This window comes from Paenibacillus sp. LjRoot56, from assembly GCF_964253335.1.
GTDB lineage: Bacteria > Bacillota > Bacilli > Paenibacillales > NBRC-103111 > Paenibacillus_E > Paenibacillus_E allorhizoplanae.
In genome coordinates this window covers 320,080-346,758 of record NZ_CAXURV020000002.1, presented here as the reverse complement: position 1 = coordinate 346,758, position 26,679 = coordinate 320,080, and the positions used below count along the sequence as shown (strand labels likewise).

The following is a 26,679-nucleotide window of genomic DNA, read 5'->3' as shown; positions in this document are numbered from 1 at the left end:
ATGAAAAAGCGATACAGTTAGTTCTTGTATCAGCCTTTTGAGGAGATGGAGCTTTCGCGCACGACCACTGTCATCGGGAATGTAATTTTTCGTGCGATGGATTGCCCATCGGGTTGTTCAATTTGTTCAATGAGTGCCGCAACCACTGAGCCTGCCATCTCACCAATCGGTTGCTTAACAGTCGTTATGGCTGGACTATAGAGCGCAGCCATAGCAATATCATCAAACCCTGCGACAGCCACATCATGAGGAACGCGAAGTCCCGAATCCTGCAACGCTTTGATCGCACCAATGGCAATCAGATCATTCGCGCCAAATAATGCCGTGAATTCACACTTGTCCGCGACCAGCTGCTTCATTGTTTGATAGCCGTACTGACTGAAATTGTGTACTTCCTCGGATTTCCCGTTTCTTACAAGTGCTTCATCGACTGGTATTTCTGCGATAGCTAGCGCATTCCGATAGCCTAACTCGCGTCCAATACCGGTTGACATCGATCCGATGTAGGCAATTTTCGTGTGACCTTGTTGAATGAGATGTTCCACGACTTCTCTGGAGCTGTTCAAATTATCTCCCCACACGGAAGTGACATCCTTATGGACCGGTGCAATCGAAACGAGTGGAATCCTACGATCCATAAACATCTGAATGTAGTGGTCATCAGGATCACTCACGATTCGCCCACCTAGAATAACCCCATCCACGTTTCTTTCAAGCAGCGAGTTGATCGTAAGCTCAGCCGACTTCATCCCTGCGGTGCAAATCATCAGCGTATAACCCCGAAGAATAAGTTCTTCTTGAATTTGTTCAGCAAGCTCCGCCCAGTACTCGTTCGTAAGAAGCGGTACGATTAAGCCAACCGTCCTAGTCTTCTTTTTGATCATCGTTCGTGCAGCTTGATCTGGGACATAATTCAATTTCTGAATAGCTAGCAGAACGCGTTCTTTTGTATTCTTCTTCACCTTATCGATCCCATTGACGACGAAAGAAACCGTGGCAGTAGATACCTTCGCCTCTCTGGCTACATCCTTGATGGTAGCTTTCATTCACTCACACCTCAACAAATTCTAAACGTTTAGATTATGGTCGCACATTCTTCCTTTGAAGTCAATGATGAGTTTAAAGCACACTTAGAATTGCACATTGGGATAGTATTGAATGTCTCAGAAGTCAAAGATGCAAAAGTACACTTAATTTCGGGGAAAATGGCTCAAAGTAGATGAATACGTGCAAATAAGCATCCTTTGTGACCGAAATGGACCAATTTGATACGCGTCAGCAGAAATTGTTGCACTTTCGCAAGCCTTTCAGATTGAGAGGCAATTTCGATGAGAAAGGTTGTACTTTTGTACTTTTGCATGCTTCACAGCTGTATGCACGACATCGGCGAGCGGCAGCTCTTTCCGTTGAAATTCGCCGAAGGGAGTCTCGTCGGGATACCAAGCAGAAACCATGTCGCATGCCGCTCTGGCAATCCCTTATCTCCCCATAGCCGGGAAAAATAATAACACATGGCGGCTTCTCTGAAACTGGAACACCCTCACGCATACGCTCAGGAACGAGAAACCAGGCATGGATTGGCGTCCCAAATGATCCTCCCTCTATTGCGGCTTATAGGTGATCAGCATTTGATCGACCATCATTTTGAATATCGTCAAATCCTGCTTATAGTCTTCCGGTGTCGTCTTCAGGCTCTTATCCTGCGTGATGGATTCATGGAAAATTTCCATTTCAATGGTGTAGGGATCTTTAAACGTCGGCCGATGGACCCGCTCCTCGTAAGCTTCTCCTACCGTTTCACCTATATGTAAGGTCGTTGGCAAATGCCGGATATAGGGTGTGTTGTACTGTATTTTCAACTGTTTCGTGGATCCGAACACCTCGATATGGGCATCGAAACGTCGGTTCTGATCCAGACCCGTTTCATACGTCGCGTAGAAACCATCGTATTCGAAGGTAGCTGCCATACACGAACCCCCTTGCCATTGCACAGCGGAAACGACGCGATTCGGGACACCAATAAGCTCGCGCATTGCTGAAATATCATGTGAACCTAAGCCAAGCAGCAACGAATAGGAATTATAGATCTCCTGCGGAACCTCACCAATCGCTTGCTTCATCAATCGCTGATGGATGGTTTTGCGTTCGATAACCGCTTCAGACGGAATGTCTGTAAAGCGATGAACAGTGCTTGTTTGATTCGTAAAAAAATGATTCATCCCAATAATGCCACGAATTACCGCATATTGAATGCGCCCCATATCTCTGACATCCTGGGCAGCCTGTGTAAATGCCGGTGCATACCGGCGCATATAGCCAACCATAACCTTCACACCATATTCATCTCGTGCTTCTATGATGGCGTCTGCCTCTTGCTGGGTCATCGTCATCGGTTTTTCAATAAACACATGTTTCTTCTGCCTGATTGCAGCAATCGCACATGTCGTATGATACTCGTTGCTATTTAGGATAAAAACAGCGTCAAGATCAGACTGCTTAACGAGCTCCAATGCATCTGTGTACTGCTGGTGGACACCGTATCGAGAACCTGCCCACTGCACTAAACGGGGAGATATATCACAGATCGCAGCTATTTCATAACATTCGCTTAGTGATTCTAGGATCGGCAAATGAATTATTTGAGCAACCTCACCAAGCCCAATGACCCCAACTTTGAGTTTCTTCATGTCAATAACCTACCTCCGATTAACTTCGTAAATTGAACGCTACTTCCACTACAACAAGTAATGGATTGTGGAAGAGCGGCATCTACCTGAACAGTACGATAGTTGAGCGTCGGTGTATATTTCAATTTAGGTCGTTTACTTCGAATCGATGCGCAATCCCCTTACAAGAACACTGCAAAATAAGCCAAAATCTTCAAAATCAGTTTGGATAGCCTCCTATTTCACTACTGAATATAAAGTGATGCACGGTATAGTGAAACAATCGCGTAAAAAAAGTAAAAATCCGCTCCTATGGTTTTAACCATGGGTTCGGATTTCGCTTTTTCTATAAATCCCTGCTACATTAAGCAGGGAGCTCACAGGCCAGTTACTCTTTTGCACGTTGCACACAGCAACCGCTCATAACAGTCCCATCTGCCCATTGAAGATGATACGTATAATCTGCTGAAGCGGTTATTCTAACACTGCGTTCCTCAACGTCATACACCAGTTCAGCGAGATGATTCACAGAGTCTAAATGAAGCTTGAAGTACTTCGTGTACACATACCCGCCAACTAGAAGTTTCCCCTGTAACGGAAGCTGAATTGGCATCGGGTGGTCGCTCCGATTACGCTCTGATTCTACTTTCACTCGGAGTGACTGTTCGGGTCGAATATGCGCTAGATGTCCTTGATCCCCGACACCTGCAAGCTCATCATAACGAACAAGCTGCCCTTTGTTCAGTTGCTGCATCTCATCTACAAAATTACGCGAGTGAGTGACAGGCACCCGAATATCCCCATCACCATGGGTGATGTAGATCGGAGTATGCACATTCATAGCCAAGTGCAAGCCACTTCGTGCCTGGTATCGCTCCATATCTTCTTGCGGCGTGCAGCCAATCCAGACATCCATTTCGTCGCGAAATTCTCCTGTTCGATCTTCTTCGTACCAAACAGCGTAATCAGACATCCCGTACAAGGCCGACGCTGCTGCAAATAGATCAGGAAACTTGGCTACAGTAGCAAGTACATTACCGCCGCCACCACTTCCACCTTCCAAGTAAGTAGGCTCCTCAGCGAGCAGCCAGTCTTTGTACTCTTGACGAACGAACTGGACGGCATCGTAGATATCAATCAGCTCGAACCCATTACAATCTGCGTTCCCTTGGGAGAAGGCACGCCCACGCATATCCACTTGTACAATCAAATACGAGCTTTCATTAGGGGTATCACGCCGTTGCGGCTTCGGCATACTCATATGCCAGCCGTGCAATTGAATAAGGAGTAAACCTGGATTCCCCGGTTTAATCACATTCATTCCGAGTTGAATTCCTGGTGTAACCGAAGAAGGATATAGTCGAAAATCCTGATACGGCGAATAGGCTTCTGTCAAGCCTTCCATCTTATCTAGTCGTTCGGAGTCCTCGTACTGTGCAAACATGCAGCCACCTCATTTTAATTAAAGTAACACACCATCACACTCTGCTATTCGACACGAGGTAAGTCTTCCCCTTTGGCATGCCTGATACAATAAAATGTGTCTACATAAATAAAGCCGTCCTAAAGTAGAAAAATCTACTTATGGGACAGCCTCATTTTCATTCCATTATCGCGCCAGAACTATTTACCTCTTTATTTGTCCGAATGAAACCCGTATAACCGCCAAGGCTTGTGTCCGCCGAAATAGCGCACAACCTTGTCCCTTCCTCCGACCGGACGTATATGGAAATCTGGAACCTCTTCACCTGGGTAGAGAAAAGCCTCTTCACCCTTCTTCAACTCCAGTGATAGTTCATCGTGGATAACCGTTTCACCAGACACTCGCTCCGTGCCGTCCAAACCGATGATGTTCCATCGAATCCGTCCATGCCAGCCCGTCTTGATCAGACATGCTTCTCCAGCCAAGCTCTTCACCCTGATCCACTGTGTGGCACCATCCTTGCGGACAGCGCTGACCAAGAAGGCGCCTTCCCCTCGCAAGTCATGGAAGGCCAGCTCTGTCCACGCTTCCGGCACAGCTGGAAATACCCGCAGCTTACCGCCCCAGCTCTGAAGCAGCATATCCTGGATCGATTCCGCACCGGCCAGCGGCGTTTCGATCACCGGTCCCGCTTCCTTATACATCGTATTCGGCTTGATGATGAGCAGCAGCGATTGCAGAAGCCGCATCGCCTCATCTCCCCATCCAAGTACTGCGGCAATCGAGGCCGCTCCGGTCATACTGAAGCCGCGCAGGTCGCCTTCTTTCGCTAACCAATGACGCAGAGAAGTTGCGATTAAAGCCCGCTCTTCCTCCGCTTCTCCGCTGAACAGATGCAGCGGAAAAATCGCCAGCAAGTGACTAAAGTGACGATGCCCGTAGGCAAGCGGCATTTCGTGACCAACCATAAAGCCAGTCTCATCGACAGGCAGCGGAACCAAACGCGCCAGAATGTTTTCCCATTTCGGATTGAGCGGATCGCTAATGCTCAACCTCTTGCATATCGCAAGCAAGGTCTCACAGCCCCAGCGCAGCAAGGAAAGATCATAATGGCAGTCCGGCACCGTCGTCCGCATGAACGAGCCATATTCGGGAGATATCGTCGGAGGCAGATGCAAGCAACCGTCCTCTCCCTCCTCCAGCAGATGGATATAATAATTCACACTCCGCTTGAGAATCGGAAATAACACTTCCTCCAACATGCCATCATCCATGGTATATCGGTAGTGCCGCCACACGTTATGACAAATCCACGTTAAATTGCCAATCTCATCCTCTACATTCGTCTGCAAGTCGAAGCTGCAGCTTCGTCCTAAACCAGCCGAATCGTGCTGGAAAGGTTCAGGCACATTGCGAATCAGCTGATGCCTATTCGCATGCAGCGAATGAACAAGAGATTCCCCCATCTCCAAACGATTAGCCGTATAAACCGGTGAATAACTCATCTGTACATTCATATTGAACCAGACACCTGGCCAAGGCGTCGATGTAAGCCAAGGACCTTGATTATCAATCAAGGGTTTGTCTTCTCGCGTAGCTGAAGCCAACTTATACATTTGTATCCAGTAAAAGCTTTCTAATCGTCCATCCGGCAGCGAAACGAAGCTTTGCTGGTAATAGCGGTGCCACCAATCCCTATGTGCTTGCACCCATTCTTCGAAATTCGCTGCTGAAGCCTGCGCAACCGCCTCTACAGCTTCAGCCTTTGTCGCTTCACTATGCCCCCGTGCAATGGACAGCCAGCAGATGCGCCGATTCGGCGAAACCTGCACGTCCTTCCAAGCGGTTACGCAGCCATCTTCGCCCGAATACCGCTGGGTACACACGCGGATGCCATCCTCATCTTCCGTATAGGCTACTTCCGTCTGCGGCACATATTGATTTAAATTCACGCCGTCTGCGTTCTTCAGAACAGGATCGACTTCTGGAAAAGGGTACCATGCAAACCGAGCACCACTTTCTCCATCTGTCGTCTCGATCTCTATGGCGATCACCGGATCAAGACTGTGAACGATTGAGCGCAGCTTAACCTCTCCGCTTGTTGTCGTCAGCGTAGCCTGCAATTCAGCGTTCCACAAGCTAATGCGCATCTGTGTGGGATGATAGATCTTCCCTTCCAATTCCAGATCCAGCTCACCAAGCTGAACGCGGGGCGGGAATCCCGGTTTGTCCATGCGGATTGCCGTCACATCCGTACGGCCGGTCACCATGCGAAGCACATTTCGCTTACTCGCATGCTCCTCGCCATAAACCATCGTGCCGAGCAAGCCATTGCCGAGGAAAGCTCCTTCGTCCCAGCTTACAGGCTTAACTACCCATTCCATATCGTTATTGGCCATGTAGGTTTCCCAATCGACCTCTAGTTTAACCGCTGAGCTGTTTACTTCTTTCACGCAAAGATCCCTCCTCTATCCTTTGACGGCTCCGATCAGAGCACCTTTCACAAAGTATTTCTGTAAAAATGGATATACGAACAAAATCGGAACCGTCGCAACGATGATCGTCGCATACTTCAAGGTAGCGGCAAGCATGGCGGCATCGTCATCGGAAGCGCCTGAATTGGCATTGGTTTCCCCTTGCAGCAAAATCCCCCGCAGCACTAGCTGCAATGGATAAAGCGAACGCTCCTGCAAGAAAATCATTGCATTAAACCAGGAATTCCAATGGCCCACGCCGTAATACAGCAGCATGACCGCGATAACGGGCATCGAGAGCGGGAGCACAATCCGAAATAGAATGACGAAGTCGTTCGCCCCATCTATTTTGGCCGATTCCTCAAGTGCATCTGGAATCGCTTCGAATGCCGTCTTCATTAGAATCAGATTAAACGTATTAATGGCAGTTGGAATAATAAGCGACCATAAAGAATCGATTAATCCCACACCTTTGACCGTCAAGTAGAGGGGGATCAACCCACCGCTAAAGAACATGGTAAAAATGATAAACAGCATGATCGGTTTGCGGTACTTCAAGCTCTTTCGCGAGAGGGCGTAAGCCCCGAACGCAGTGAGTGTAATGTTCAGCACCAGACCCGCCAGTACAACAAACAGCGTATTGCCGTAGCCTCTCACAATCATCGGATTGCGGAATACATTCGTATAAGCATCAAGTGAGAATCCGAGAGGACGCCATAACATACCCTTATAGCCCATCAGAGTTCCTGCGTCACTAACCGAAGCAAACAACACATAAATAAGTGGATATACGGTAAGCAGCATCATCAGGATCAGCAGCACAACATTGATCGTATCGAAGCATTTTTCTGCAAAGCTCGTCTTGTTCAGCATCATCATGCACTCTCCTTTACCACAAGCTTGTATCGTTAAATTTGCGGCTCAGCCAGTTGGAGGAAATGAGCAGGGCAAAGTTGATGACCGAGTTAAACAAGCCCACCGCTGAACTGTAGCTATAATTGAAATCCTGCAGACCAACGCGGTACACATAGGAAGAAATGACGTCAGCCGTCTCATACGTGCCCGGATTGTATAGCAAAATAATTTTCTCAAACCCGACATTCATCATCTTGCCAATATCGAGAATAAGCAAAATAATGATGATTGGCATAATCCCTGGCAGCGTGACGTGTGTCATTTGTTTCCATCGACCAGCGCCATCGATTCTGGCTGCCTCGTACTGCTCTTGATCGATTCCGGTTAAAGCCGCCAAAAAAATAATCGTGCCCCAACCAATATTTTGCCAGATGCCGGAAGAAACATAGACGGTACGGAACAGACTAGGCTCAAGTAAGAAAGTTGACCGTTCTCCACCGAAGAAGGCAATGATATCGTTGATGACACCGTCGCTAGTCGTAAAATCTTTCAAAATCCCGCAAATGACAATTAAGGAAATAAAATGCGGCATATAAGTCACGGTTTGCACAATTCTTTTAAAGAAAGCATGCCTTAATTCATTCAGCAGAAGGGCCAAAATAATAGGCGCCGGAAACCCGAATAACAACTGGTAGAAGCTGATCAGAACCGTATTCTTAATCGTTCGCCAGAAATAGGCTCCATTAAAGAAATTAACAAAATGCTCAAATCCGACCCAATCACTCCCCCAAATACCTATTCTTGGAGAGTAATCCTTGAAAGCAATCAGGGCGCCATACATCGGCGCATAATGAAAGACGACATAATACAGCAGAACCGGAAGCAACATCACATAAAGCAGTTTGTTTTTACGTATATCCAGCAGTAGCCCGAAACGAAATACTTTTCGTTTGTCTTCATTGGCTGTAATCGGCTTCGTTTTGGAAATCATGGTGTTCATCGCATCACCTTCTCCTGCCACGGCCCTATTCTTGCGGAAGGTTAGAACAGTTCTTTCTTCCTCCCGCAAGAATTGCCGTAAACTAATTATCGCTTATTGTATCGATCCAGCGCTTGTTGATAAATTTGGGTCACCTTGTCGATTCCCATTTCATTAATCCGTTTGACATAGTCATCGAATTTGCTGATCGGCTCTTTGCCCATGACAAATTTCACGAACATTTCTTCTTTATAGCTCGTAATCGCTGTACTCAATTTTGCCAGCTCTTTGCTTTCTTCTGTTGTCGGCGTCAAGAAAGGAGGCATCACATGCTTAGCAGCGTCCGTTTGCTCCCAAATCTTGACAGCGTCATCTTGCTCTTTGTACGTATTGAAGCTCTTCCGGCTGTCACCCAAGAACGGACCGTTCGGCTTCGTATACTGGGATACCATTTGCTGCAGGCTGAATTTCGGATCTTTGGTGATTTTATCAGTAAACGTAGGCACGCCATTGTTCATCGTATAACTTTCGCCTTCAATACCGAAGTTGAAGAGTAATGCGCCCTTCTCGCCAAACGCATAATCCATCCACTTGACAGCCAGCTCCGCATGTTTGGAATCCCCTGCAACAGCTTTACTTACAGCTGGGTTGTATTTAAAGTCACGTTGACCGATGAAAGCACGTTCGCCTTTGTTCAACGTTGGGTATGGAGCAGCTACTAGCTGGTAGTTCGGGTTCGTCTTCTTGCCCGTATCCATCCATTTACCCACAGCGCTGAGTAAGCCAACTGTCGCTCCGGAAGCGTTGCTCAGTAATTTCGTATCCTGCGATTTGGAATCCGTATTCAACGCGAAATCCTTATCCAGCAAACCTTCCGCATACCATTTGTTCAGCAGAGTCAAAGCATCTTTGAATTGAGGGTCGATCGGCCCGTATTTCACCTTGCCTTGATCATCAACGTAGAAACGGTTGGCTGTTTTATAAGCGCCAATGAAAGCATCCTGGATATTCAATTCATTGCTGTATTGAGCGGTCAAAGCTGCGGAAGCTCCTTTTTTCTCCTTAAATGCTTTCAATACGGTGTACCATTCATCAATTGTTGTAGGCACTTTGAGGTTCATCTCATCCAGCCAGTCTTTGCGAAGCATCGGTCCGCGGAAAACCAGGCCATTGTCCGGACGAATCATTGGAAAAGCGTAGTAGGTGCCGTTGTCCGTTTTAATCATTTTGTCCAGCTCTTTATCCTGTTGCAACAGCTTCTTCAAATTAGGTGCATTCTTATCGATCAAGTCGTTAAGAGGTAGGATGACCTTGTCGGCAATCGCCTTCTCCGGTCCACCTGGATACGCCGCCGTTCCGCCGCCGCCCCAATTATATTCAATCACATCCGGCAGATTGTTCGAAGCGATCAGCAAGTTGAATTGTTCCTTCGATTGACCGTCAGCAGGATGCGTATACTTGACCTTAACGCCGGTTTCGCTCTCCAATCGCTTACCAAAAGGGGAATCGCCAAGGTTAGGAAATAACGTTGTCAAGTTCGGGTTAATTTGCTCCCAAGATGTTAGTGTTTCTTGCGTAGCAATTGGATATTTGCCTGCTGCGGCAGTTGGTGCTGTCGTTGTAGTAGCTCCCGTTTCACTTGGAGACTTCGTTGCCTCTTTGGAACATGCGGCGAACATACTGGAAGCGACCACAACGCTAAGCGCCAGGCTAATGGATTTTCTTTTTGATCGACTGCTCATGTGGAATCCCCCTCATATTGTCTAGTGCGATTGATTTCGTTGCAGCACTGTACCTTCAGTATGGCTCGTAAAGCCCCCTTTTGAATATCGTCAAAACTGCAAATCACTATTTAAAATCCGTAGAATGCAATCATCAGAATCCAAAATCACTGTGCAAATAATGAAAAGTCGCGCAAGCAAGCTTGTACGACTCCACGTTTAACGATAACGTATCACTTTAGTTCTTTGTATTTCCCTGGCGTAATGCCCTCAAATTTCTTGAAGGTTCGATTAAACGTATTGATATCCGCATACCCAACCTTACGTGCAATCTCCATAATGGAAAGCGATTGTTCGCTTAGCAGCTTCTTGGCCTCTTCCAACCGTGTTCGACTAATAAAATCAAGCAGTGCATCGCCGGTTTGTGCCTTAAATTGTTTGGATAAATAGGAAGGTGTAATTCCGAACTTCTCTCCAATCATCGAAATGTTCAAATTATCTTCCGCGTAATTGGCTTTCACAAATGAAATTACAAGCTCGCCAAGCGGACTGTACTCCTGTTTACGCTCAGCTTGGATAGACTGGCAGACCTGTCCAAGAATCGAGAGGATTTCCCCTTTCATTTCTTTCATCGTTTCGCATCCGAAAAGTCGTTCCACTGGATGAAACTGTTCAATAAAGGATGCTTTATTACCTTGCGAGCCAATTTCATTCATCGTTTTCAACATCGTGCTAGCCAGATCAAACATGAGACACTTGCCGAGTGGGACGGACAACACCGCATTAGATGCATTTGTTTCTATAATTTGCTCAATGATGGAGCTCGACTTCTCATAATCGCCTGTTTTGACAAAATTAATCAATTGCTGCTCCACATGCAACGGGTAATAATAATTTCCGGCCTGGTGGGCAGCTTCGGAACTCGGTAATTCATCGTATCTAATGATTGCTCCCCCTCCGACAACAAGTCTATAAGCCATCGCCGACAGCGCTTCTTGATAAGCCCCGGCAATTCCTAACAGCTCGGTATGAATCCCGCTGATGGACACCGTCAAATGGACATGGAAATGGTCAAGCAAGAACAATTTCACCTGCTCGGCAACCTGCCGCAGCTCCTCTGGGTCCTGCCCCGTGTCAAAATTAAAAATACATGCCTGCATGTCATCAATTTCAGTTACGAAACCTCGATGCTGGCTGCCGATCACTTCTTCCACCACATTCATCAGGATGAACTGCATCAACTTCACTTTCTGTGGATCTACCGTGACATCGTCCTGGAACTTGCCAAAATGATCGATATGGAACAAGAGTACAGCAAAATGAGGCGAAGACAGCCGAATATCGTGCGCTGAGAGTGATTCATGCACTGGAATGTCCTGCTCCAGATTCCCCTTTAGGAGCCCTTGCAGAAAATGTGAGCGAATAGCATCGCGGTGCTGATGCAAACGGCGATCAACCTGCTCTTTCTCCGCGAATGTATTGTTGAGCGCATCTTGCAGGAAGCCATACTCATTCGTTCCCTCGGCAAATGAAATCCCTGCTTTCATTGAGAAGCTGCGGATAAGGAGATTAATCGGATTGTAATTTTTGCGAAGGAACAAGAAAGTGACCACTCCGCCTAGCAGAAGGCTGAGTAAAATGCTAGCATACACGAGCCTTTTCATGTATCTCATCTTGTCGTCAAAGCGCTCAGCAGGAATCATCGACATGTATTTCCAACCTGTCCTAGCTGAGGTGGTATAGGATACAGCGACCTGCTCCCCGGCTACATCCCCGTAGAAGAGTCCATTTTCACCAGTAAATTTGTCATAGGTAAGAAATTGCGGCCTTTGCTCAAGACCACTAGAAGCAACAAGTCGGTTTTCTTTATCCAGCAGCGCAACAGATGTCGCTTCAGATGGCGGAAGATTGGCAAGCAGTTTCGTATCTTTCATCACGAACAGAAGCACTGCTCCTGGCTGATCGCGATTCGCCAATGAAACCGATTTGGCAAATAAAACAGCTTTGTACGAATTGTCATTCTCTTTCATCGTCACTGGCATATAGGCCTGGACATAGCGATCGTCTAGAAACGACTTCCAAGCATCATAACCTCTCAGGGTTTGTCCGTCTAACATCTGAAACAATTGTCGGCCATCCGTCCGATTACGAGTCGATATGACCGTATCGCTATTTTTGTAATACAGATAAATTTGTTCAATGAACTCATTCGCTGTCTGGTACACCCGCAAATCATTCGAAATGGTGACTAAATCGTAATAATCGTTATCCGAAAGCGGCAGTGAGGTATTGATAAACGCATTTACCTGCTTATTGAGGGAAATTTCCAGACTTAATCGCTCAATACCTCCCAAACTGTTATCTATCGCCAATTCCATCTGCTTCAATGCGTTCGTGTTGGCACGATTTACTTCCGATTCGACCACATGCCATGAAGCCGCGTATAGAATTCCGCTTATGATGATTGGGACGAGCAGCACGGAAATATAAGAAGTAAACCAAGTAAACATTACGCTGCGTTTATTAAACCGGATCCGATTAAACTTCATTAGCACTAACCCCTTATCCCCATTTGTAACTGTTTTCATATATTATAGCGAAAATAGAGGAACCCGTCTCGGATTTAAGTCCCTCATATCCAAAGCAGCGGCTGCTTAATGGCCATATTCCGCCGCAGTTCATCTTCTTTCGGCTTTTGATCTAATTTATGCCATAACGCAAGAAGCCTTTCAGCATCATAAGCCAACCCTGCAAGCAGTAAAAATGACATAGCTACAGGCCATTGCGCATCATATTCGACATCTCGACCATAGGGCCAAGTTTGCTTATTTTCTATATAGGGTAATAAAAAGTTGATTCCTTTCTCTATACCTCTGCCATCTGACAGCTGAAATTCCCACAAATTATCGTTAGGCGTGGAAAGAAGATGCGTAAGCGTAACGAAATTATCGAGTGTAAAAAGAGAGTAGGCATAGGGCTTCGTACGGGACAATTCCCGCGGAAAACTGCCATCTGTGGCCATCTGTTCGACCAGTAGTTTGGTCTTGTATTGTTCTCTGCACCAATCCAGCATCGTATGTTGACCGGTCAACCGTGCGAATGCGGCCGCCTGCACATACCAGCATACCCCATGATTGTTTGGTTCGTTTCTCTCTTCTACCCCTTGCGGATGCTCATTCAACCATTTCAAGTAATCTGCGAACCATGCGGAAACATCTTGTAGGACGAGAGACTCTGCTAAGGACATATGACCGCGTTGTAGAATCTGAACAGCTGCTGCCACATCAATCAAATGCAGCGTATCGATCACACCGATCCCTCTCCCATCACAGACGCCAGGCACAGCTTGCGCATAAAGCAGATGCGGATTCATTCGTGTGCTCTCATTGACAAAGAATGCGTCTAGCAGCCGAACGGCGTGGGAAGCGTAATGTTGCTCACCCGTTATCCGATACGCGGCAGCCAGACAAGCGACCCGAGATCGCATTCGGCGAAGCAGAATCCGATGTGCATGAAAATTACCTGGATTACTTTCACCATCTCGGCGCACATACGGCAGTCCATCAGGCGTATCGGGATTTGGCCACCAGTAATCACCATTTGAATAATAGTCATGAGCGCTTCCCGGGCTATGCGGGGCTATCTCATCCGTAATCTGTACAGGAAGAGTCGTCAGGCAGGCATCAGCCTGTTGGATTATCGCGGTCAGATCAACATATAAACTCCAATGTTCTTTATTTAGTTGACTAAAATGTTCCATATTTATTGGCTCCCTTCCTATATGCAAACAAAGCACTAAATGCAGCAGGCCAGATCCCGAAAAATACGGGATGCCAGGCCTACTGCATATGATCTTCCCTTTATGTGTAATTGTGCATGAGATATGAGATCGAAATGACGTTATCGTTCCAATAACCGCATAATAATCGTTACCGCTTCCGCTCTCGTTGCTCCAGCTAATGGCTCGAACATATTTTGCTCACGTCCGGTTACTAGCCCTAGGGAAACGGCTTGCGAAATGGCTGGCAATGCCCAAGCTGGAATTTGGGAAATGTCGCTAAATGACACTTGGGATGAAACTCCCCCTTGTTGATTATAAGCCCTTATTAGCATAGCAACCATTTCTGTACGGTTGATCGGCTTATTAGGCCGCAAGGACTCATCTTCATATCCTTGCAAAATGCCCGCTTTCAGCGCTGCCCCCAATTCGCCGACTGCCCAGGCTGGTATGTCTGCCCCATCGGCAAACTTAGTCGCTGACGTTTCGGCCTTCAAACCAAGAGCTCGAACCAGCATAGCTGCAAATTGCATTCTCGTCATGGGCTCGTCAGGTTTGAAGCTGCCATCTGCGTAACCGTTCACGATGCCTTTGGCAGCAGCGCGAGAGATAACCTCCGACGCCCAGTGATTCGGCACATCAGCAAATGATTCCTGCGTCGGTACGACAGGTGGTTTGCCCGGTTCCGGTGTCGGCTTTGGTGTTGGTGTTGGTACAGGCACCGGGATAGAGCCCGATGAGGAACCCGATGAAGACGAACCACTTGCCGCTGGACGCTGTGCCAGTATCGTGTACGTTTTATGTACACCGGAAGGCATTGTCACTTCCAACAGAACTACACTGCCGCTTGCGGCAATGGCGAGTGGTCTGCTCTCACTGCCACTGAGAACGGTTTGCTGTGCACCACCGTCAACGCTAACTTGAAACGCAGCTCCCTTAGATAGGGAAGTCGGCGTCAATGTCAAGCTGTTAATCCCCGTTGGAACCGTCACCGTGTAGTAAGTGATCTCTGAACTGAATGCCGGTGAGATTGTCAGATTCGAACTGATTTGAAGGCCGCTTAAAGCAGGCTTATCCTCTTCGACTGGCACGTTCCGTCCTGCGGCTGGCCCAACATCGGCTGACGTTAGCGGTCGTTGTGTCAGTTCACTTGCAGGTATATACTCATCCGCACCGACGTCAACCGTATTTGTCCGTCTTTGACCGTCCATATCATCCGACGGCAGGTACGGGCCTTGTGCGGCGTCAACCGCTGGACTTAACGGCGATAAACGGATCAGTCCGTCAATGCCACGGACTAGCTTCAGATCACCTTTGTACGTAGCGTTTACAACAGTCGCAGTTGCTGACACAGCCGCAAGACCGTCTGTCATGTTGCCGACATAGGTCGGTCTGCCATCAACCGTAATTTTACTGGTCTCATTAAATATGGTTCCCGCATTGCTGAAGATCACATTATTATACACTTGCGTCCCAGTCGGCTCGAATGTCCGTTTGTCCATTTTCAGCGCGGAAGCTTTGCTGGCTAAATTGACGATCGTATTATTAAAAATCTGTACGTTATATTGCCGCCAATGTCCGCGAAGCAATTCCGTCTGTCTTTCCTCTGACAAGCTCCGGAGTGGAGCCACCTCATTCACGCCGATCCCCCAGTGGATCATCGGATTCGCACTGCCATCCGGTCCCGCATCCTCCGTGCCGCCATCAACTGTAATGGCATCGTCAGTCAAGCCTTCCATGTAATTGTTATAGATTTGATGATCATTCCCATAAATTCGGAATCCACTGGTACCTTCTTTTTTCCCGTCTGCAATAATAAAGTTACCATAGAAGCTGTTACGATGACCATGCCGAGCCACCAAGCCTCCAAAGGAATTCAGAATCGTATTGTACCGAATCGTATTGTCGCTGCTTTTCACCGACACGATCTCATCTTCGCCGTTCAAACCATCGAATAGGTTGTATTGCACGGTCACATGCCCAGGTACCAGAGACAATCCCGAGAGTCCGAGACGAATCGCTTCCATCCCATTGGAGACCCGTGGACCCATATCGTGGAAATAATTGTACTCAATCACGTCGTATTGCGAAACCATATCCTTGCCATCGTACGTAATTGCAGCGCCAAAGCCGGTCTTCGGTCCAATATCGTTGTAGGCAATCCGGTTATGACTGCCGTTGCCCTCTACTCGGATATAGTGCCGATCCGTCCCACCATCCGTGGGCAGCGTTGAGCCCGGTGTATGCGACGTTTCCCCTGTATAGACGGCGTTGTTAGCATTATATTCGCTGCCATAACGGCAGCTGTTCTCCACACCGATGACGCACCAGATGATCTTATTCACACCGTTCTCACTCTTTGTAAAACGGTATTTCTGCCCCGTTTCATCTAAGGCAAATGTGTTGCGCAGAATGGAGACATTGTTGGTGTCATACAGTTCTACACCAGGGTGCAACCCTTTCAAAGTGTCTAAAAAATTATTGTCAACAATACCTCGACTTTTCAACGAATCTTCGCTATTCGCCGACCCGCCGCCGGAATGGAACGTAAGCCCTTCCACGCTGACGTAGCTGGCATTGTGGATATACATATAGCTATCCCCAGCGATAATCGCCTTCCCTTGCTCCACGGCCACCACCCGAATCGGTTGCGCAGCCGTTCCATGCTTATCCTTAATGATGAATGGCCCTTGCTGCTCGTAGGTGCCATTTTGCAACTCAATTGTCGTGCCTGGCGCAGCCTGATCGAGCGCAGTCTGCAACTCGCTTGCTGTATTGACACGAACAACCTGAACTGGCGGCAGCGGATCTACCGGTTTATCTCCCGCTTGCGGTGGGCCAGTTGGCCCCGTTGGCTCGTTCACTTCTGGAGGTGTTCCCGTGTATAGTTCAACTTCGGTTATACTATTCCAACTGCTTGAGCTTCCTGACGCATTATTGCCATACCCAACCAACCGTAAATAGCGGTAGGCTCCAGGCTGACTAAATACATAGGGCTGTAAAATGCTGTCGCCAGCGCGCAGTGACCGGCTAAGCCGCTTGGGCAACAGAACCGTCGATTGCTGGAAATCTGCCTGATTCGAGCCTAGAATTTCAAAGGAAGACAGACGATCGACCGCATTCAAAAAAGCAATGTTCAGATACGTCACTGTCTCCGACTGGCCCATATCGAACTGCAGCCACTCCCCTTGCCCCGAAGCCGACCAACGCACATCGCCATCCCAGATCCCGTCTACGACATTGGCCGGAATATTCGTTGTGTTCGGTTGGTACGAACTGGCAGTCACTGTAGTCGCGTTCATCGGAATGCGGCCGTTCGTTCCTTTGGCCGACAACCGATACGCTTGCAAGGCATATGTATTCATCGAGTTGCCGCTGGATGCGTTCACCTTTATTTTGTTAATTCCAGGCGTCATGGCAATTTGGTTCATATCGCCTACCGGCTGGTTCGCCACCGCGTTGTTCGTCAACGTCGCATCCGCTGAAATCCCAGCGTCCGCCTGCCAATCCAAGCGAATTGTACCCGCATCCTCAGGGACAGTCACCTCATAACCGTCTAGCTTGGTCGGTAAGAAAGATGGTGTCATACCCAGATGCTGACTACCCGCCCAAATGTCCAAAGCGGATAATTGAATGTCCGGCAATTTCTCTGCAAAGGTAAAATACGTACCGTTGGCAAGCATTACATCCGCTGCATAGTAAGTCTCCCCATGCAAGTTAACCTGGGTTAAAGGCAGAGACACGGCATCGCTGAAATCACCGCTGCTGCTCGTTAATAAAAGTCCGCCTGACGGAAGCGTCCCTAGCGGAAATGCGACCTGCACAGCGCCAACATTACCGGTGTTCTGAGCCTTCCAAGTTCGTGTCGATCGCTTAAAGCCTGTGCCGTAAGGAATAGAAGGCGCAGTGCTCTCATTATCTCCCCAGAGCAGATACTGTTTATCGGTGAGCGGTTGTTTTGCGCTGATGATGATTTGCGATGCTGTCGGATCTTCACTGCTTCGGCTCGTATCCAGAACTAACGCGCCTTCCTCGTCCTTGGCAATTCCCGCTACATTATTGTTGAATGCCGCGTTAATCGTGGACGGCCACACTACTTGCGGAGACACCCCTGCCGAGACGTAATCCTTCCCTTTCAGCGGCGTTCCGAATTTGAGGGCCATATATGTTTGCACTTGATTGTGCTGCATAGTGGTCAGCGCACTGTTAAATACAATCAACTCGCCGAGTTGTCCGTCGTAACCGGAGCCACCGCTGAGTGCAGAGCCAATTGTCATCGGATTGCTCCCGACTCCTTTCATCGGAAGTCGTGAAGCTGTTGAAGTCGCATACGATTGACCGTCAAGCGTAACGGATTGGTAGACGTTTCCTGTCACTGGCTGCGAATCAAATTGAAACCCCCAACTGTTATATTGACGAAGAGGGACGCTATATCCTGCTGTAAGACGTGGATTGCTACCCGAGGCGAGATCCCCCGCATCCCACAAAATTTGGGTGTTAGGATTAGAGTAGAAAGGAAGGTATGCCCCCAATTTTCCTTTCCCTTGTAACGTTTCATAGAAAATTTGTGAAGACTTATTCGTTTCCGACAATCCGCCGGCCGTCACATACACACTTGCACGATCTACGATTTCATCTTGTGCGAACAGCCCGTCCCTGTCTACCAAGAGACTGCCTTTGCCTGCGCTGCCTGAACGAATGAATTGCACCGCAGGCTGGTAATTCAGCGAAGAATTAGAGGGAACATACTTCGGGTTCGCCCGGGGACTACTGTCACCTACGGTCCCATCATTAATAAAATCATTCCCGTTCGGACTACTGTCCTTCCAAACGGTCACTTCCCCGCTCCCATTCACGGTCATACTAGCCGGATCCGCTTTTAACCATAATTTCAGCAAGCTCTCGTCTACGCCCCCCGGCGTTCCTGCCACAGCACTATCGGCATGCGCTTTGGATAAACCTGCAGGCAGTCCTGCTAAAGTTAAAGCGCTTGCAAGCAACAAGCTAATGATCCGTTTTGCGTATAAGCTTGATCCTTTCTTCAATTCACCATCACCTCTTCGTTAGGATTGCGCTCTTCGGCAACAGGGCTGATTAGCGTACAAGCAATTACACTCATCATATGGAAACCCTTACAAATAGGAAATCGTCAAAACCCAAACTCATCATCAAAATCTGGAATTGCACTGATCAATATGTAGAATGAACGTGCAAATTAAGGAATCGTTCCGTGCAGCGTATCCACTCATACAAGCTTTCTCACAAACATCACGCTTTCTTAACAGAGTTACGTATAATGAAAAGAAAAACCAGTTACCATCCGATTAGGGGATGGTAACTGGTTTTTGCAGGTGCAGCAAATCGCACACTCGTAGTTTTGGCTCAACAAATTAGTTCAAAACTTTCGGCTTGGTGATACTCCGATATAGACTTGCGGAATGAGCGTGAGATGCGGACGGACCAAGTCACTATTCTTACTCAGCAATCTCTACTTCTACTTCTACTTCTACTTCTACTTCTACTTCTACTTTTCCCTCTCTTTCACTTCTCTTTCTTCTCCTTCAACAATAACTCACTTAACTCTACTCACAACCAACATGTCACTCATCGTTTCGCCCGACCAAAAAGCCTTACGAAAAACTAAGGCGAATCTATTCTTCATTTCTCAAGTACCGCAAAAAGTGCGATAAGGACAGGCTGTTAGCTCAGCTGGACTGGCATAATCAACCTGCTCAGAGGAGTATGCAAAGGGGTTTGTCAGAACACGAAGCAACCGCTCCATCACACGATAGTCTCCTTGATTGACCGCTGATGTTAGTGCTTCTTCTACCCGGTGATTACGTGGGATAATGGCTGGATTATGATTCCTCATGAGTTGATGCGAGTAAGCTTTGGTTCCCTGCTGTCTACTTAATCTAGCCTGCCACAGTTCAAACCACTGCCTGAAATCCAATTTGTCATACATAAGCGTATCCTCAGGCTTATCCAAAGTTAACGCACGAAACGTATTCGTGTAATCCGCGCGATACGTTTGCATTAAAAGGAGAAGTCCTTCAATCAGTGATTCATCCTCTGATTCCTCATGAAATATCCCCAATTTGGACCTCATACCCGTTAACCAATTAGCGCGATACTGCTCGGAAAATTGTGCAATCGCATCCGCGATTAGCTGGGCACCCTGCTTTTGATCATCATGCAGCAATGGTAAGAGAGTTTCAGCAAATCTAGTGAGATTCCAAGCAGCTATTTCCGGCTGTTTACCAAAGGCATAGCGGCCCTCCGTGTCTCTGGTGCTGAATACCGTCGCTGGATCATAGGCATCCAAAAAGGCGCAAGGACCATAATCAATGGTTTCTCCACTGATGGCTATGTTATCTGTGTTCATTACTCCGTGAACAAACCCAACGAGCTGCCAATTAGCAATTAATTGCGCTTGGCGCGTAATTACCTCTTGCAGCAGCGCTAGATAGCGATTCTCAGCAACATCAGCCTCTGGGAAATGTCGAGTTAACGTGTAATCAGCTAGCGCTTGGAGCTCATCCACCGTGCCAAAATGCGAAGCATATTGAAAGGTTGCAAACCGAATATGACTGGCTGCGACACGGGTTAGAATTGCACCTTGTTGTTCCGTATCACGCAAGAAGGATTCGCCTGTTGTAACAACAGCTAGACTTCGCGTTGTTGGAATCCCCAGTGCAAACATGGCTTCGCTCATTATATACTCCCGTAACATCGGTCCAAGTCCCGCTCGACCATCCAAATAACGGGAGTATGGCGTTTTACCTGAACCTTTCAGCTGAATATCAACTCGTTCTCCTTGTGGAGTCAACTGCTCACCAAGGAGATGGGTTCTCCCATCACCTAACATGTTAAAAGTTCCAAATTGATGCCCGGCATAGGCCTGAGCAAGAGGCAGTGCTCCACCTGGAATCAAGTTACCCGCAAATATGGCTAAGCTCTCACTACTTTGCAACACCTCTTCATCCAACCCCAAAGTTGCTCCCAATGGAGCATTCAGTTTAACTAACCTCGGTGAGCTCACAGGAGTTGGATTGATTTTGCTATAAAAGAAATTAGGCAACCGCGAATAGCTGTTGTCGAAGTTCCATCCCGCATCTTTCTTTGCTTGTTTGTCTGACATCATGTCTCCTTCTCATTTAACTTTTTACAAAGGGTAATGGCAGGCCGTCCAGTGGCCTTCCCTGATTTGCAATAAGGCAGGCTGCTCTTCTTTACACCTTGCGGTTGCTGCTGGGCAGCGCGTGTGGAATCTACAGCCAGAAGGTGGATTCGCAGGGGATGGGATTTCCCCTTCGATCTCGATCCACGCTCTCTTTTGAGTAGGATCTGCCGATGGAATAGAAGACAGCAGACCCTTCGTGTAGGGATGGGAAGGATGGAGAAACAGCTCCTCACTTGGAGCAATTTCAACCAGTTTCCCCAAGTACATAACACCAATACGGTCGGATAGATGGCGAACAATATTTAAGCCATGGGCGATAAATAAATAGGTTAATCCCAACTTTTTCTGTAGATCCTGCATGAGATTTACAATTTGAGCCTGTACGGATACATCCAACGCAGATACGGCTTCATCCGCGAGGATAAACTTGGGATTGAGCGCGATGGCTCTAGCAATACCAATTCGCTGCCGTTGACCTCCCGAAAACTCATGAGGGAACCGATCATATACGGAACGATTCAGCCCAACTAACTCCAATAAGTCTTCCACCTTGGCCCGCTTCTCTGTCTTGCTTAACGATTCATGGATATCAAAAGGTTCACCAATAATATCGCCAACCTTCCAACGCGGGTTCACAGAACCGTAAGGATCTTGGAAAATGACCTGCATGTCTCGGCGTGCTTCTTGCAGTCCTTTGCTCGAAAGTTTAGATAAATCTTCGCCTTCGAACAGAACCTCTCCCTCCGTGGCTTTCTCCAGCTGCAGCAACACCCGGCCTAAGGTAGACTTGCCGCTACCTGATTCACCGACTAAACCAAATGTCTCGCCCTTCTTGATCGAAAAGGAAACATCTTCAACCGCGCGAATGTAGGACTTCGAACGACTGAATGTTCCTTTCCCTATGGGATAAAATTTACTTAACCCTTTCACCTCGAAGAGGGTCTCGTTAGTTAAAACATGTTCGCCAACAACATTGGAAGATTCGAGATCTCTCTTTGTATCTACCTGTGTATCTACAACCCCTGCATATTGCTGCCAATCTGCACGCTCAACTAATTCTTCCGAGTACCAACATGCAGTCAGACGTTCATTCACGAGCCGTAAGGGAGGACTATCTTTCACACAGCGTTCCGTCGCAAAAGGACACCTAGGATGAAATCGGCAACCCGATGGCAGATCCGATAGATGGGGAATCGTCCCTTCAATGGAGAACAATCGGGATAACCGATTGCTATCCATCGTAGTAATGGATCGAAGTAACCCTCTCGTATAAGGATGATGGGGCTTAGCGAACAATTGCTCGACACTTGCTTGCTCAACGATTTGTCCCGCATACATCACGATGATTTTGTCTGCCATCTCAGCAGCGATGCCCAAATCGTGAGTAATGAGAAGGATGGACATATTGAATTCTTCTTTAAGCTCCTGCAGCAGATGAAGAATCTGCGCCTGAATCGTTACATCAAGCGCAGTTGTTGGTTCATCCGCAATAAGCAGTTGCGGACTGCATGTGAGCGCCATAGCAATCATCGCTCGTTGCAGCATCCCGCCAGAAAGCTCGCCAGGATATTGGTTCATTCGGATTTCTGGCTCTGGGATGCCTACACGCTTTAATAAATATACAGCCCGTTCCCAGGCTTGTTCCCGATTCCCCTGTTTATGTTGAATAATGACTTCGGTAATTTGACTACCTATCGTAAATACCGGATCAAATGCAGCCATGGGCTCTTGGAAGACCATAGCCATCTTTTTCCCTCGTAATGCCCGAAGATCTTTCTGTGACAATGTCGTTAAATCATCGCCATCGAGTACGATTTGACCACCGGAAATATGACCATTTTCATAATCGATTAAGCGCATGACGGATTTTGAAGTTACCGATTTACCACTGCCTGATTCTCCGACTAGACAGATGGTTTCTCCTACGCCAATTTTCAAAGAAACGTCTTGAATGGCCGTGAACGACCCTTTATTCGTTGTGAATTGTACACTTAAGTTGTCAATCTCAAGCAGTTGCTTCAACTTGCGCCGCCTCCTAGCTATGCCCTTCTCTGCTTTGGATCTAGGGAGTCACGTAGTTTATCTCCAATTAAATTAACGGATATGACGAACAACGTAATCGCGAGGCCGGGAAATGTACATATCCACCAAGCCACTGTGAGGTAACCTCGTCCTTGTGAGAGGAGGGATCCCCAATCAGGAATCTCTTTGAGCACGCCTAGCCCAAGGAAACTTAGCCCTGCACCGACCAGAATGGATGCACCTAAACCGATTGTGGACATGACCAAGAGTGGCGACCAAGCATTCGTTAAGACATGGCGAAAAAATATACGGAATTTAGAAGCGCCTATTGACCTAGAGGCAGTAATGAAGGAACGATTCTTGATGCTCAGAATCTGACCTCGCATGACCCTTGCGTATTGCGGAATGGATGCAGCAGCAACAGCAAAGATCAAATTAAATAAATGAGGGCCAAGGGCAGCAGCTATGGCTAGTGCCAATAGAATGCCTGGAATCGTCATAAGCACATCGATAATCCGCATGAAGATCGTGTCAATAACGCCGCCAATGTATCCAGATAGTGCACCAATGCTTCCTCCAATGATGCCTCCTGCGAGTACAGAGGAGAAACCAATAATGAGCGAATCACGACTTCCATATACGACAAGACTGAACACATCTCTGCCAAAATAGTCCGTTCCAAACAAATGTGATTTACTTGGCGCATGCATAATCTGATCACCGAGCATCGCTGTAGGTGCATACGGAGCAATCCATTGCGGAAAAAGCGCACATCCAATAATAAACAAAGCCATAATCGCTGCTAGATAAACCAGTATCTCTGAAGCATTCCATGTTCTGGGTATCTTTGTAATTCGAAGATTCCACTTATGTTTAAGCCAAACCGTTCTCGCAGAAAGAACATCTTTCATTGTCACCCTTCTCCTCTCCACTACGCTTTCATATCCGAATTATTGTGTTCGGCGAACCCGTGGATCTATGAATACATAAGAAATATCAACTAGCAAATTTACAATGACATAGATGATAGCTGAGAAAAATACCACGCCTTGCACAACAGGCAAGTCTTTGGACATAATGGCGTCCGCGAGAATTCGGCCAATCCCCTGCCTGGAGAAGACGGTTTCGATCACAACGGTACCCGCCATCAAATCTCCGATATGAATGCCAATGATCGTGACCGCAGGAATTAATGCATTGCGAAGCGCATGTCGATACATCACTAATCGTTCGGATAATCCTTTAGCGCGCAGTGTCACAATGAAGTGCTCGTTGATGACTTCGAGCATCGAGTTACGTACCATCCGAACAATAAAGCCAGCTCCCACGAACCCGAGTGTAAGTGAAGGAAGAACAAGTGTAATGAATCCCTTTGATCCCATAGCTGGAAACCAACCTAGAGATACGGAAAAGATGAGGATCAGCAGAATACCAGACCAGAACGTCGGCATGGATATACCGAACAACCCGACAATGCGAGCTAATACATCGATCCATCGATTGCGGTGTACGGCTGAAAGAACACCGAGCCCTACACCGATAATCGTGGATATAAGCGTACTAGCTAAAGTGAGTGCCAACGTTGCTGGGAGATGTTTAAGAATTTTGGGCAACACAGGTTCACTGTTTAGTAAAGATTTCCCGAAATCCCCATGGATCATGGCCATGAAATAATGTCCAAATTGCACATAGAAGGGTTCATTCAAGCCGAGTTGATGCCTTAAATTTGCAATTGCCTCCGGTGACATGGAGGAAGGATCAATCATAGAAAGCACAGGATCTCCCGGCAGCACATACAAAATACAGAATACAAGGATTAAGGAACCAAGAATGACCAGCAATGAAACTAGTAGCCGCTCCGTTAATATCCTGCTCATACCAATTAGCTCCCTATAACATTATTTTTGAATAAACGTATCATTAAAGAGCGGATAACCTAACGAGTCAAATTTCAACCCTTTCACGGTCTTCGAAGCGGCTACCGTATAAGGGAATACATAAATAGGAATGATGACCGCATTATCGATAATGGATTTCTGCACTTGTTTATACAGATCCGCTCTCTTTTTATCATCAGGCTCGATGGCCCCTTGTTCCAGCCACTTATCTACTTGCGGATCTGCAAGTCCTGGAAGCGTTGGTCGAGCTTTCGGATCGCTTGTATGATAGAAGGCATAGAGCGCATTGGGATCCGAGTTCACTTGACTGTTTCCATAGATATCATAGTCACCTTTGGTATAAACAACATTGGCTGTATCCTTTGTAATTTCTACTTCAACTACAATACCTACTTGTTTTAACTGTTGCTGAATGATGACAGCAATATCATTGCGTTTCTCACGGTTAGGTGAACCATCTACGTAATGCAGAGTAAGCTTCTTCCCATCTTTTACACGAATGCCATCTGTTCCCTTGAGCCAACCGAGTTCATCCAATAATTTGTTCGCTTTCGCAAGATCCGGCTTAACCCCATTTTCTAAGGAAGCATCGTAACCGAACACACCAGGAGATAATGGTGACCAAGCACGTGGATATGTCCCCAGATAAAGTGTTTTGACAATTGCATCCACATCAATCGCTGCTTGAAGCGCTTGTCTTGCCTTCACCTCACCCCAGGGAGCTTTTCGTTGATTAATAAATAACGTATAAGGCAATCCATTGGTATTAACTTGGTGAACTTGGATACTGGAATCCGTCTTTAACGAAACAATATTTTGCGGTGGAATCGTCTCACCAGCAAGAACTTGCTTACTTTGAACACTGCCGATCCGAGTCGCTTCTTCCGGAACAATACTAAAGGTGATTTGATCCAAGTAGGATTTTCCTTTGTTTTCAACAATCTCCGGAGCCCAGTTGTAATCAGGACTACGCTTAACTTGAATGGAAGCATTCTCTTCCCATTTCACAAATGAGAATGGACCTGAACCAACCGGGTTTTTACCAAATTGATCTCCATATTTCTTCGCCGCTGTTGGTGAAACAATACCAAGTAACGCTTGACTCAGGTTACCTAGAAATGCTCTGGAAGGTGTCTCGAGATTGATTTTTATCGTGAACTCATCGATGACTTCTGAAGATTTATAGGGTTTAAGTAAAGCCACTGAGTTGGCCGCTTTCGTTGCTGGATCAAGAATCCGATCATAATTGTATTTCACAGCTTCGGCATTCAATGGCGTCCCATCATGAAACTTTACGTCTTTCCTTAATTTGAACGTGTAACTAAGACCGTCAGGAGAAACCGTCCATTCGGTTGCCAGCCACGGTTTAATCGAACCATCAGGCAATTGAACAACCAAACTATCATAAATGGTGCGAAGTACCCTTACTGCTACGGCAAGGCCGCTACGATGCGGATCTAGAGAATCAGGGGAAGTTGCCAGCGCATAAGTAAGCTCTCCGCCAACCACCGCTGTTTGTTTACCCTCTTGCTTTGGACTCACTGATTGTGAGGCATCCGAACTTCCTTTTTCTGCCGAACCACACCCCGTTAACACAAGTGCAATGGCTAACGACAGCGCACTAAACTTAATCCAACCTTTTGATCTATTCATATTCTACTCTCCCCCTTAATTTATCTA

Annotated in this window: 15 protein-coding genes; all 15 read right to left on the bottom strand. The window is 47.1% G+C overall.

The annotated features are described in order from the left end of the window. Positions 1 to 29 precede the first annotated feature (29 nt). The 15 genes from ACSQ8O_RS14285 to ACSQ8O_RS14215 all read right to left on the bottom strand — a co-directional run bounded on the left by ACSQ8O_RS14285 (position 30) and on the right by ACSQ8O_RS14215 (position 26,652). Positions 30 to 1,046: a LacI family DNA-binding transcriptional regulator gene (locus tag ACSQ8O_RS14285; RefSeq protein ID WP_436242214.1), complete on the bottom strand. Its 1,017-nt coding sequence runs from the start codon at positions 1,044 to 1,046 to the stop codon at positions 30 to 32. Positions 1,047 to 1,601: 555 nt separating this feature from the next. Further along, complete coding sequence (locus ACSQ8O_RS14280) at positions 1,602 to 2,687, bottom strand: Gfo/Idh/MocA family protein (RefSeq protein WP_436242213.1); 1,086 nt, start codon at positions 2,685 to 2,687, stop codon at positions 1,602 to 1,604. Positions 2,688 to 3,054: 367 nt separating this feature from the next. Beyond that, the gene (locus tag ACSQ8O_RS14275; RefSeq protein WP_436242212.1) at positions 3,055 to 4,110 is read right to left on the bottom strand and encodes an alpha/beta hydrolase family protein; all 1,056 of its coding nucleotides are present in this window, start codon (positions 4,108 to 4,110) and stop codon (positions 3,055 to 3,057) included. 191 nt (positions 4,111 to 4,301) lie between these two features. After that, the gene (locus tag ACSQ8O_RS14270; protein ID WP_436242211.1) at positions 4,302 to 6,542 is read right to left on the bottom strand and encodes a glycosyl hydrolase family 95 catalytic domain-containing protein; all 2,241 of its coding nucleotides are present in this window, start codon (positions 6,540 to 6,542) and stop codon (positions 4,302 to 4,304) included. A 15-nt stretch (positions 6,543 to 6,557) separates the two neighbouring features. Next, positions 6,558 to 7,436 carry a carbohydrate ABC transporter permease gene (locus ACSQ8O_RS14265; RefSeq protein ID WP_436242938.1) on the bottom strand — a complete coding sequence of 293 codons (879 nt, stop codon included), beginning with the start codon at positions 7,434 to 7,436 and terminating at the stop codon, positions 6,558 to 6,560. A gap of 16 nt (positions 7,437 to 7,452) precedes the next feature. Then, positions 7,453 to 8,418 carry an ABC transporter permease gene (locus tag ACSQ8O_RS14260; protein ID WP_436242937.1) on the bottom strand — a complete coding sequence of 322 codons (966 nt, stop codon included), beginning with the start codon at positions 8,416 to 8,418 and terminating at the stop codon, positions 7,453 to 7,455. A gap of 86 nt (positions 8,419 to 8,504) precedes the next feature. Next, on the bottom strand, positions 8,505 to 10,139 hold the full coding sequence (locus tag ACSQ8O_RS14255; RefSeq protein WP_236284037.1) for an extracellular solute-binding protein: 1,635 nt from the start codon (positions 10,137 to 10,139) through the stop codon (positions 8,505 to 8,507). A gap of 212 nt (positions 10,140 to 10,351) precedes the next feature. After that, positions 10,352 to 12,667, bottom strand: a complete 2,316-nt coding sequence (locus ACSQ8O_RS14250; RefSeq protein WP_436235476.1) for a helix-turn-helix domain-containing protein — start codon at positions 12,665 to 12,667, stop codon at positions 10,352 to 10,354. 83 nt (positions 12,668 to 12,750) lie between these two features. Beyond that, complete coding sequence (locus ACSQ8O_RS14245; protein WP_436242210.1) at positions 12,751 to 13,878, bottom strand: alginate lyase family protein; 1,128 nt, start codon at positions 13,876 to 13,878, stop codon at positions 12,751 to 12,753. 140 nt (positions 13,879 to 14,018) lie between these two features. Further along, on the bottom strand, positions 14,019 to 18,941 hold the full coding sequence (locus ACSQ8O_RS14240; RefSeq protein WP_436242209.1) for an S-layer homology domain-containing protein: 4,923 nt from the start codon (positions 18,939 to 18,941) through the stop codon (positions 14,019 to 14,021). Between the two features lie 620 nt (positions 18,942 to 19,561). Then, positions 19,562 to 21,040, bottom strand: a complete 1,479-nt coding sequence (locus ACSQ8O_RS14235; RefSeq protein ID WP_436242208.1) for a protein adenylyltransferase SelO — start codon at positions 21,038 to 21,040, stop codon at positions 19,562 to 19,564. 21 nt (positions 21,041 to 21,061) lie between these two features. Further along, positions 21,062 to 23,101: a dipeptide ABC transporter ATP-binding protein gene (locus ACSQ8O_RS14230; protein WP_436242207.1), complete on the bottom strand. Its 2,040-nt coding sequence runs from the start codon at positions 23,099 to 23,101 to the stop codon at positions 21,062 to 21,064. 17 nt (positions 23,102 to 23,118) lie between these two features. After that, positions 23,119 to 23,895, bottom strand: a complete 777-nt coding sequence (locus ACSQ8O_RS14225) for an ABC transporter permease (protein ID WP_436242936.1) — start codon at positions 23,893 to 23,895, stop codon at positions 23,119 to 23,121. A gap of 156 nt (positions 23,896 to 24,051) precedes the next feature. Next, positions 24,052 to 24,978: an ABC transporter permease gene (locus ACSQ8O_RS14220; protein WP_171631346.1), complete on the bottom strand. Its 927-nt coding sequence runs from the start codon at positions 24,976 to 24,978 to the stop codon at positions 24,052 to 24,054. A gap of 21 nt (positions 24,979 to 24,999) precedes the next feature. After that, positions 25,000 to 26,652, bottom strand: a complete 1,653-nt coding sequence (locus tag ACSQ8O_RS14215; RefSeq protein WP_436242206.1) for an ABC transporter substrate-binding protein — start codon at positions 26,650 to 26,652, stop codon at positions 25,000 to 25,002. Between the last annotated feature and the right edge of the window lie 27 nt (positions 26,653 to 26,679).

Excerpts from the sequence above, each read along its gene's own strand:
- ACSQ8O_RS14285 (WP_436242214.1), bottom strand. The coding sequence starts at position 1,046 with ATGAAAGCTACCATCAAGGATGTAGCCAGAGAGGCGAAGGTATCTACT.
- ACSQ8O_RS14280 (WP_436242213.1), bottom strand. The coding sequence starts at position 2,687 with ATGAAGAAACTCAAAGTTGGGGTCATTGGGCTTGGTGAGGTTGCTCAA.
- ACSQ8O_RS14275 (WP_436242212.1), bottom strand. The coding sequence starts at position 4,110 with ATGTTTGCACAGTACGAGGACTCCGAACGACTAGATAAGATGGAAGGC.
- ACSQ8O_RS14265 (WP_436242938.1), bottom strand. The coding sequence starts at position 7,436 with ATGCTGAACAAGACGAGCTTTGCAGAAAAATGCTTCGATACGATCAAT.
- ACSQ8O_RS14260 (WP_436242937.1), bottom strand. The coding sequence starts at position 8,418 with ATGAACACCATGATTTCCAAAACGAAGCCGATTACAGCCAATGAAGAC.
- ACSQ8O_RS14255 (WP_236284037.1), bottom strand. The coding sequence starts at position 10,139 with ATGAGCAGTCGATCAAAAAGAAAATCCATTAGCCTGGCGCTTAGCGTT.
- ACSQ8O_RS14250 (WP_436235476.1), bottom strand. The coding sequence starts at position 12,667 with ATGAAGTTTAATCGGATCCGGTTTAATAAACGCAGCGTAATGTTTACT.
- ACSQ8O_RS14245 (WP_436242210.1), bottom strand. The coding sequence starts at position 13,878 with ATGGAACATTTTAGTCAACTAAATAAAGAACATTGGAGTTTATATGTT.
- ACSQ8O_RS14235 (WP_436242208.1), bottom strand. The coding sequence starts at position 21,040 with ATGATGTCAGACAAACAAGCAAAGAAAGATGCGGGATGGAACTTCGAC.
- ACSQ8O_RS14225 (WP_436242936.1), bottom strand. The coding sequence starts at position 23,895 with ATGGCTTTGTTTATTATTGGATGTGCGCTTTTTCCGCAATGGATTGCT.
- ACSQ8O_RS14220 (WP_171631346.1), bottom strand. The coding sequence starts at position 24,978 with ATGAGCAGGATATTAACGGAGCGGCTACTAGTTTCATTGCTGGTCATT.
- ACSQ8O_RS14215 (WP_436242206.1), bottom strand. The coding sequence starts at position 26,652 with ATGAATAGATCAAAAGGTTGGATTAAGTTTAGTGCGCTGTCGTTAGCC.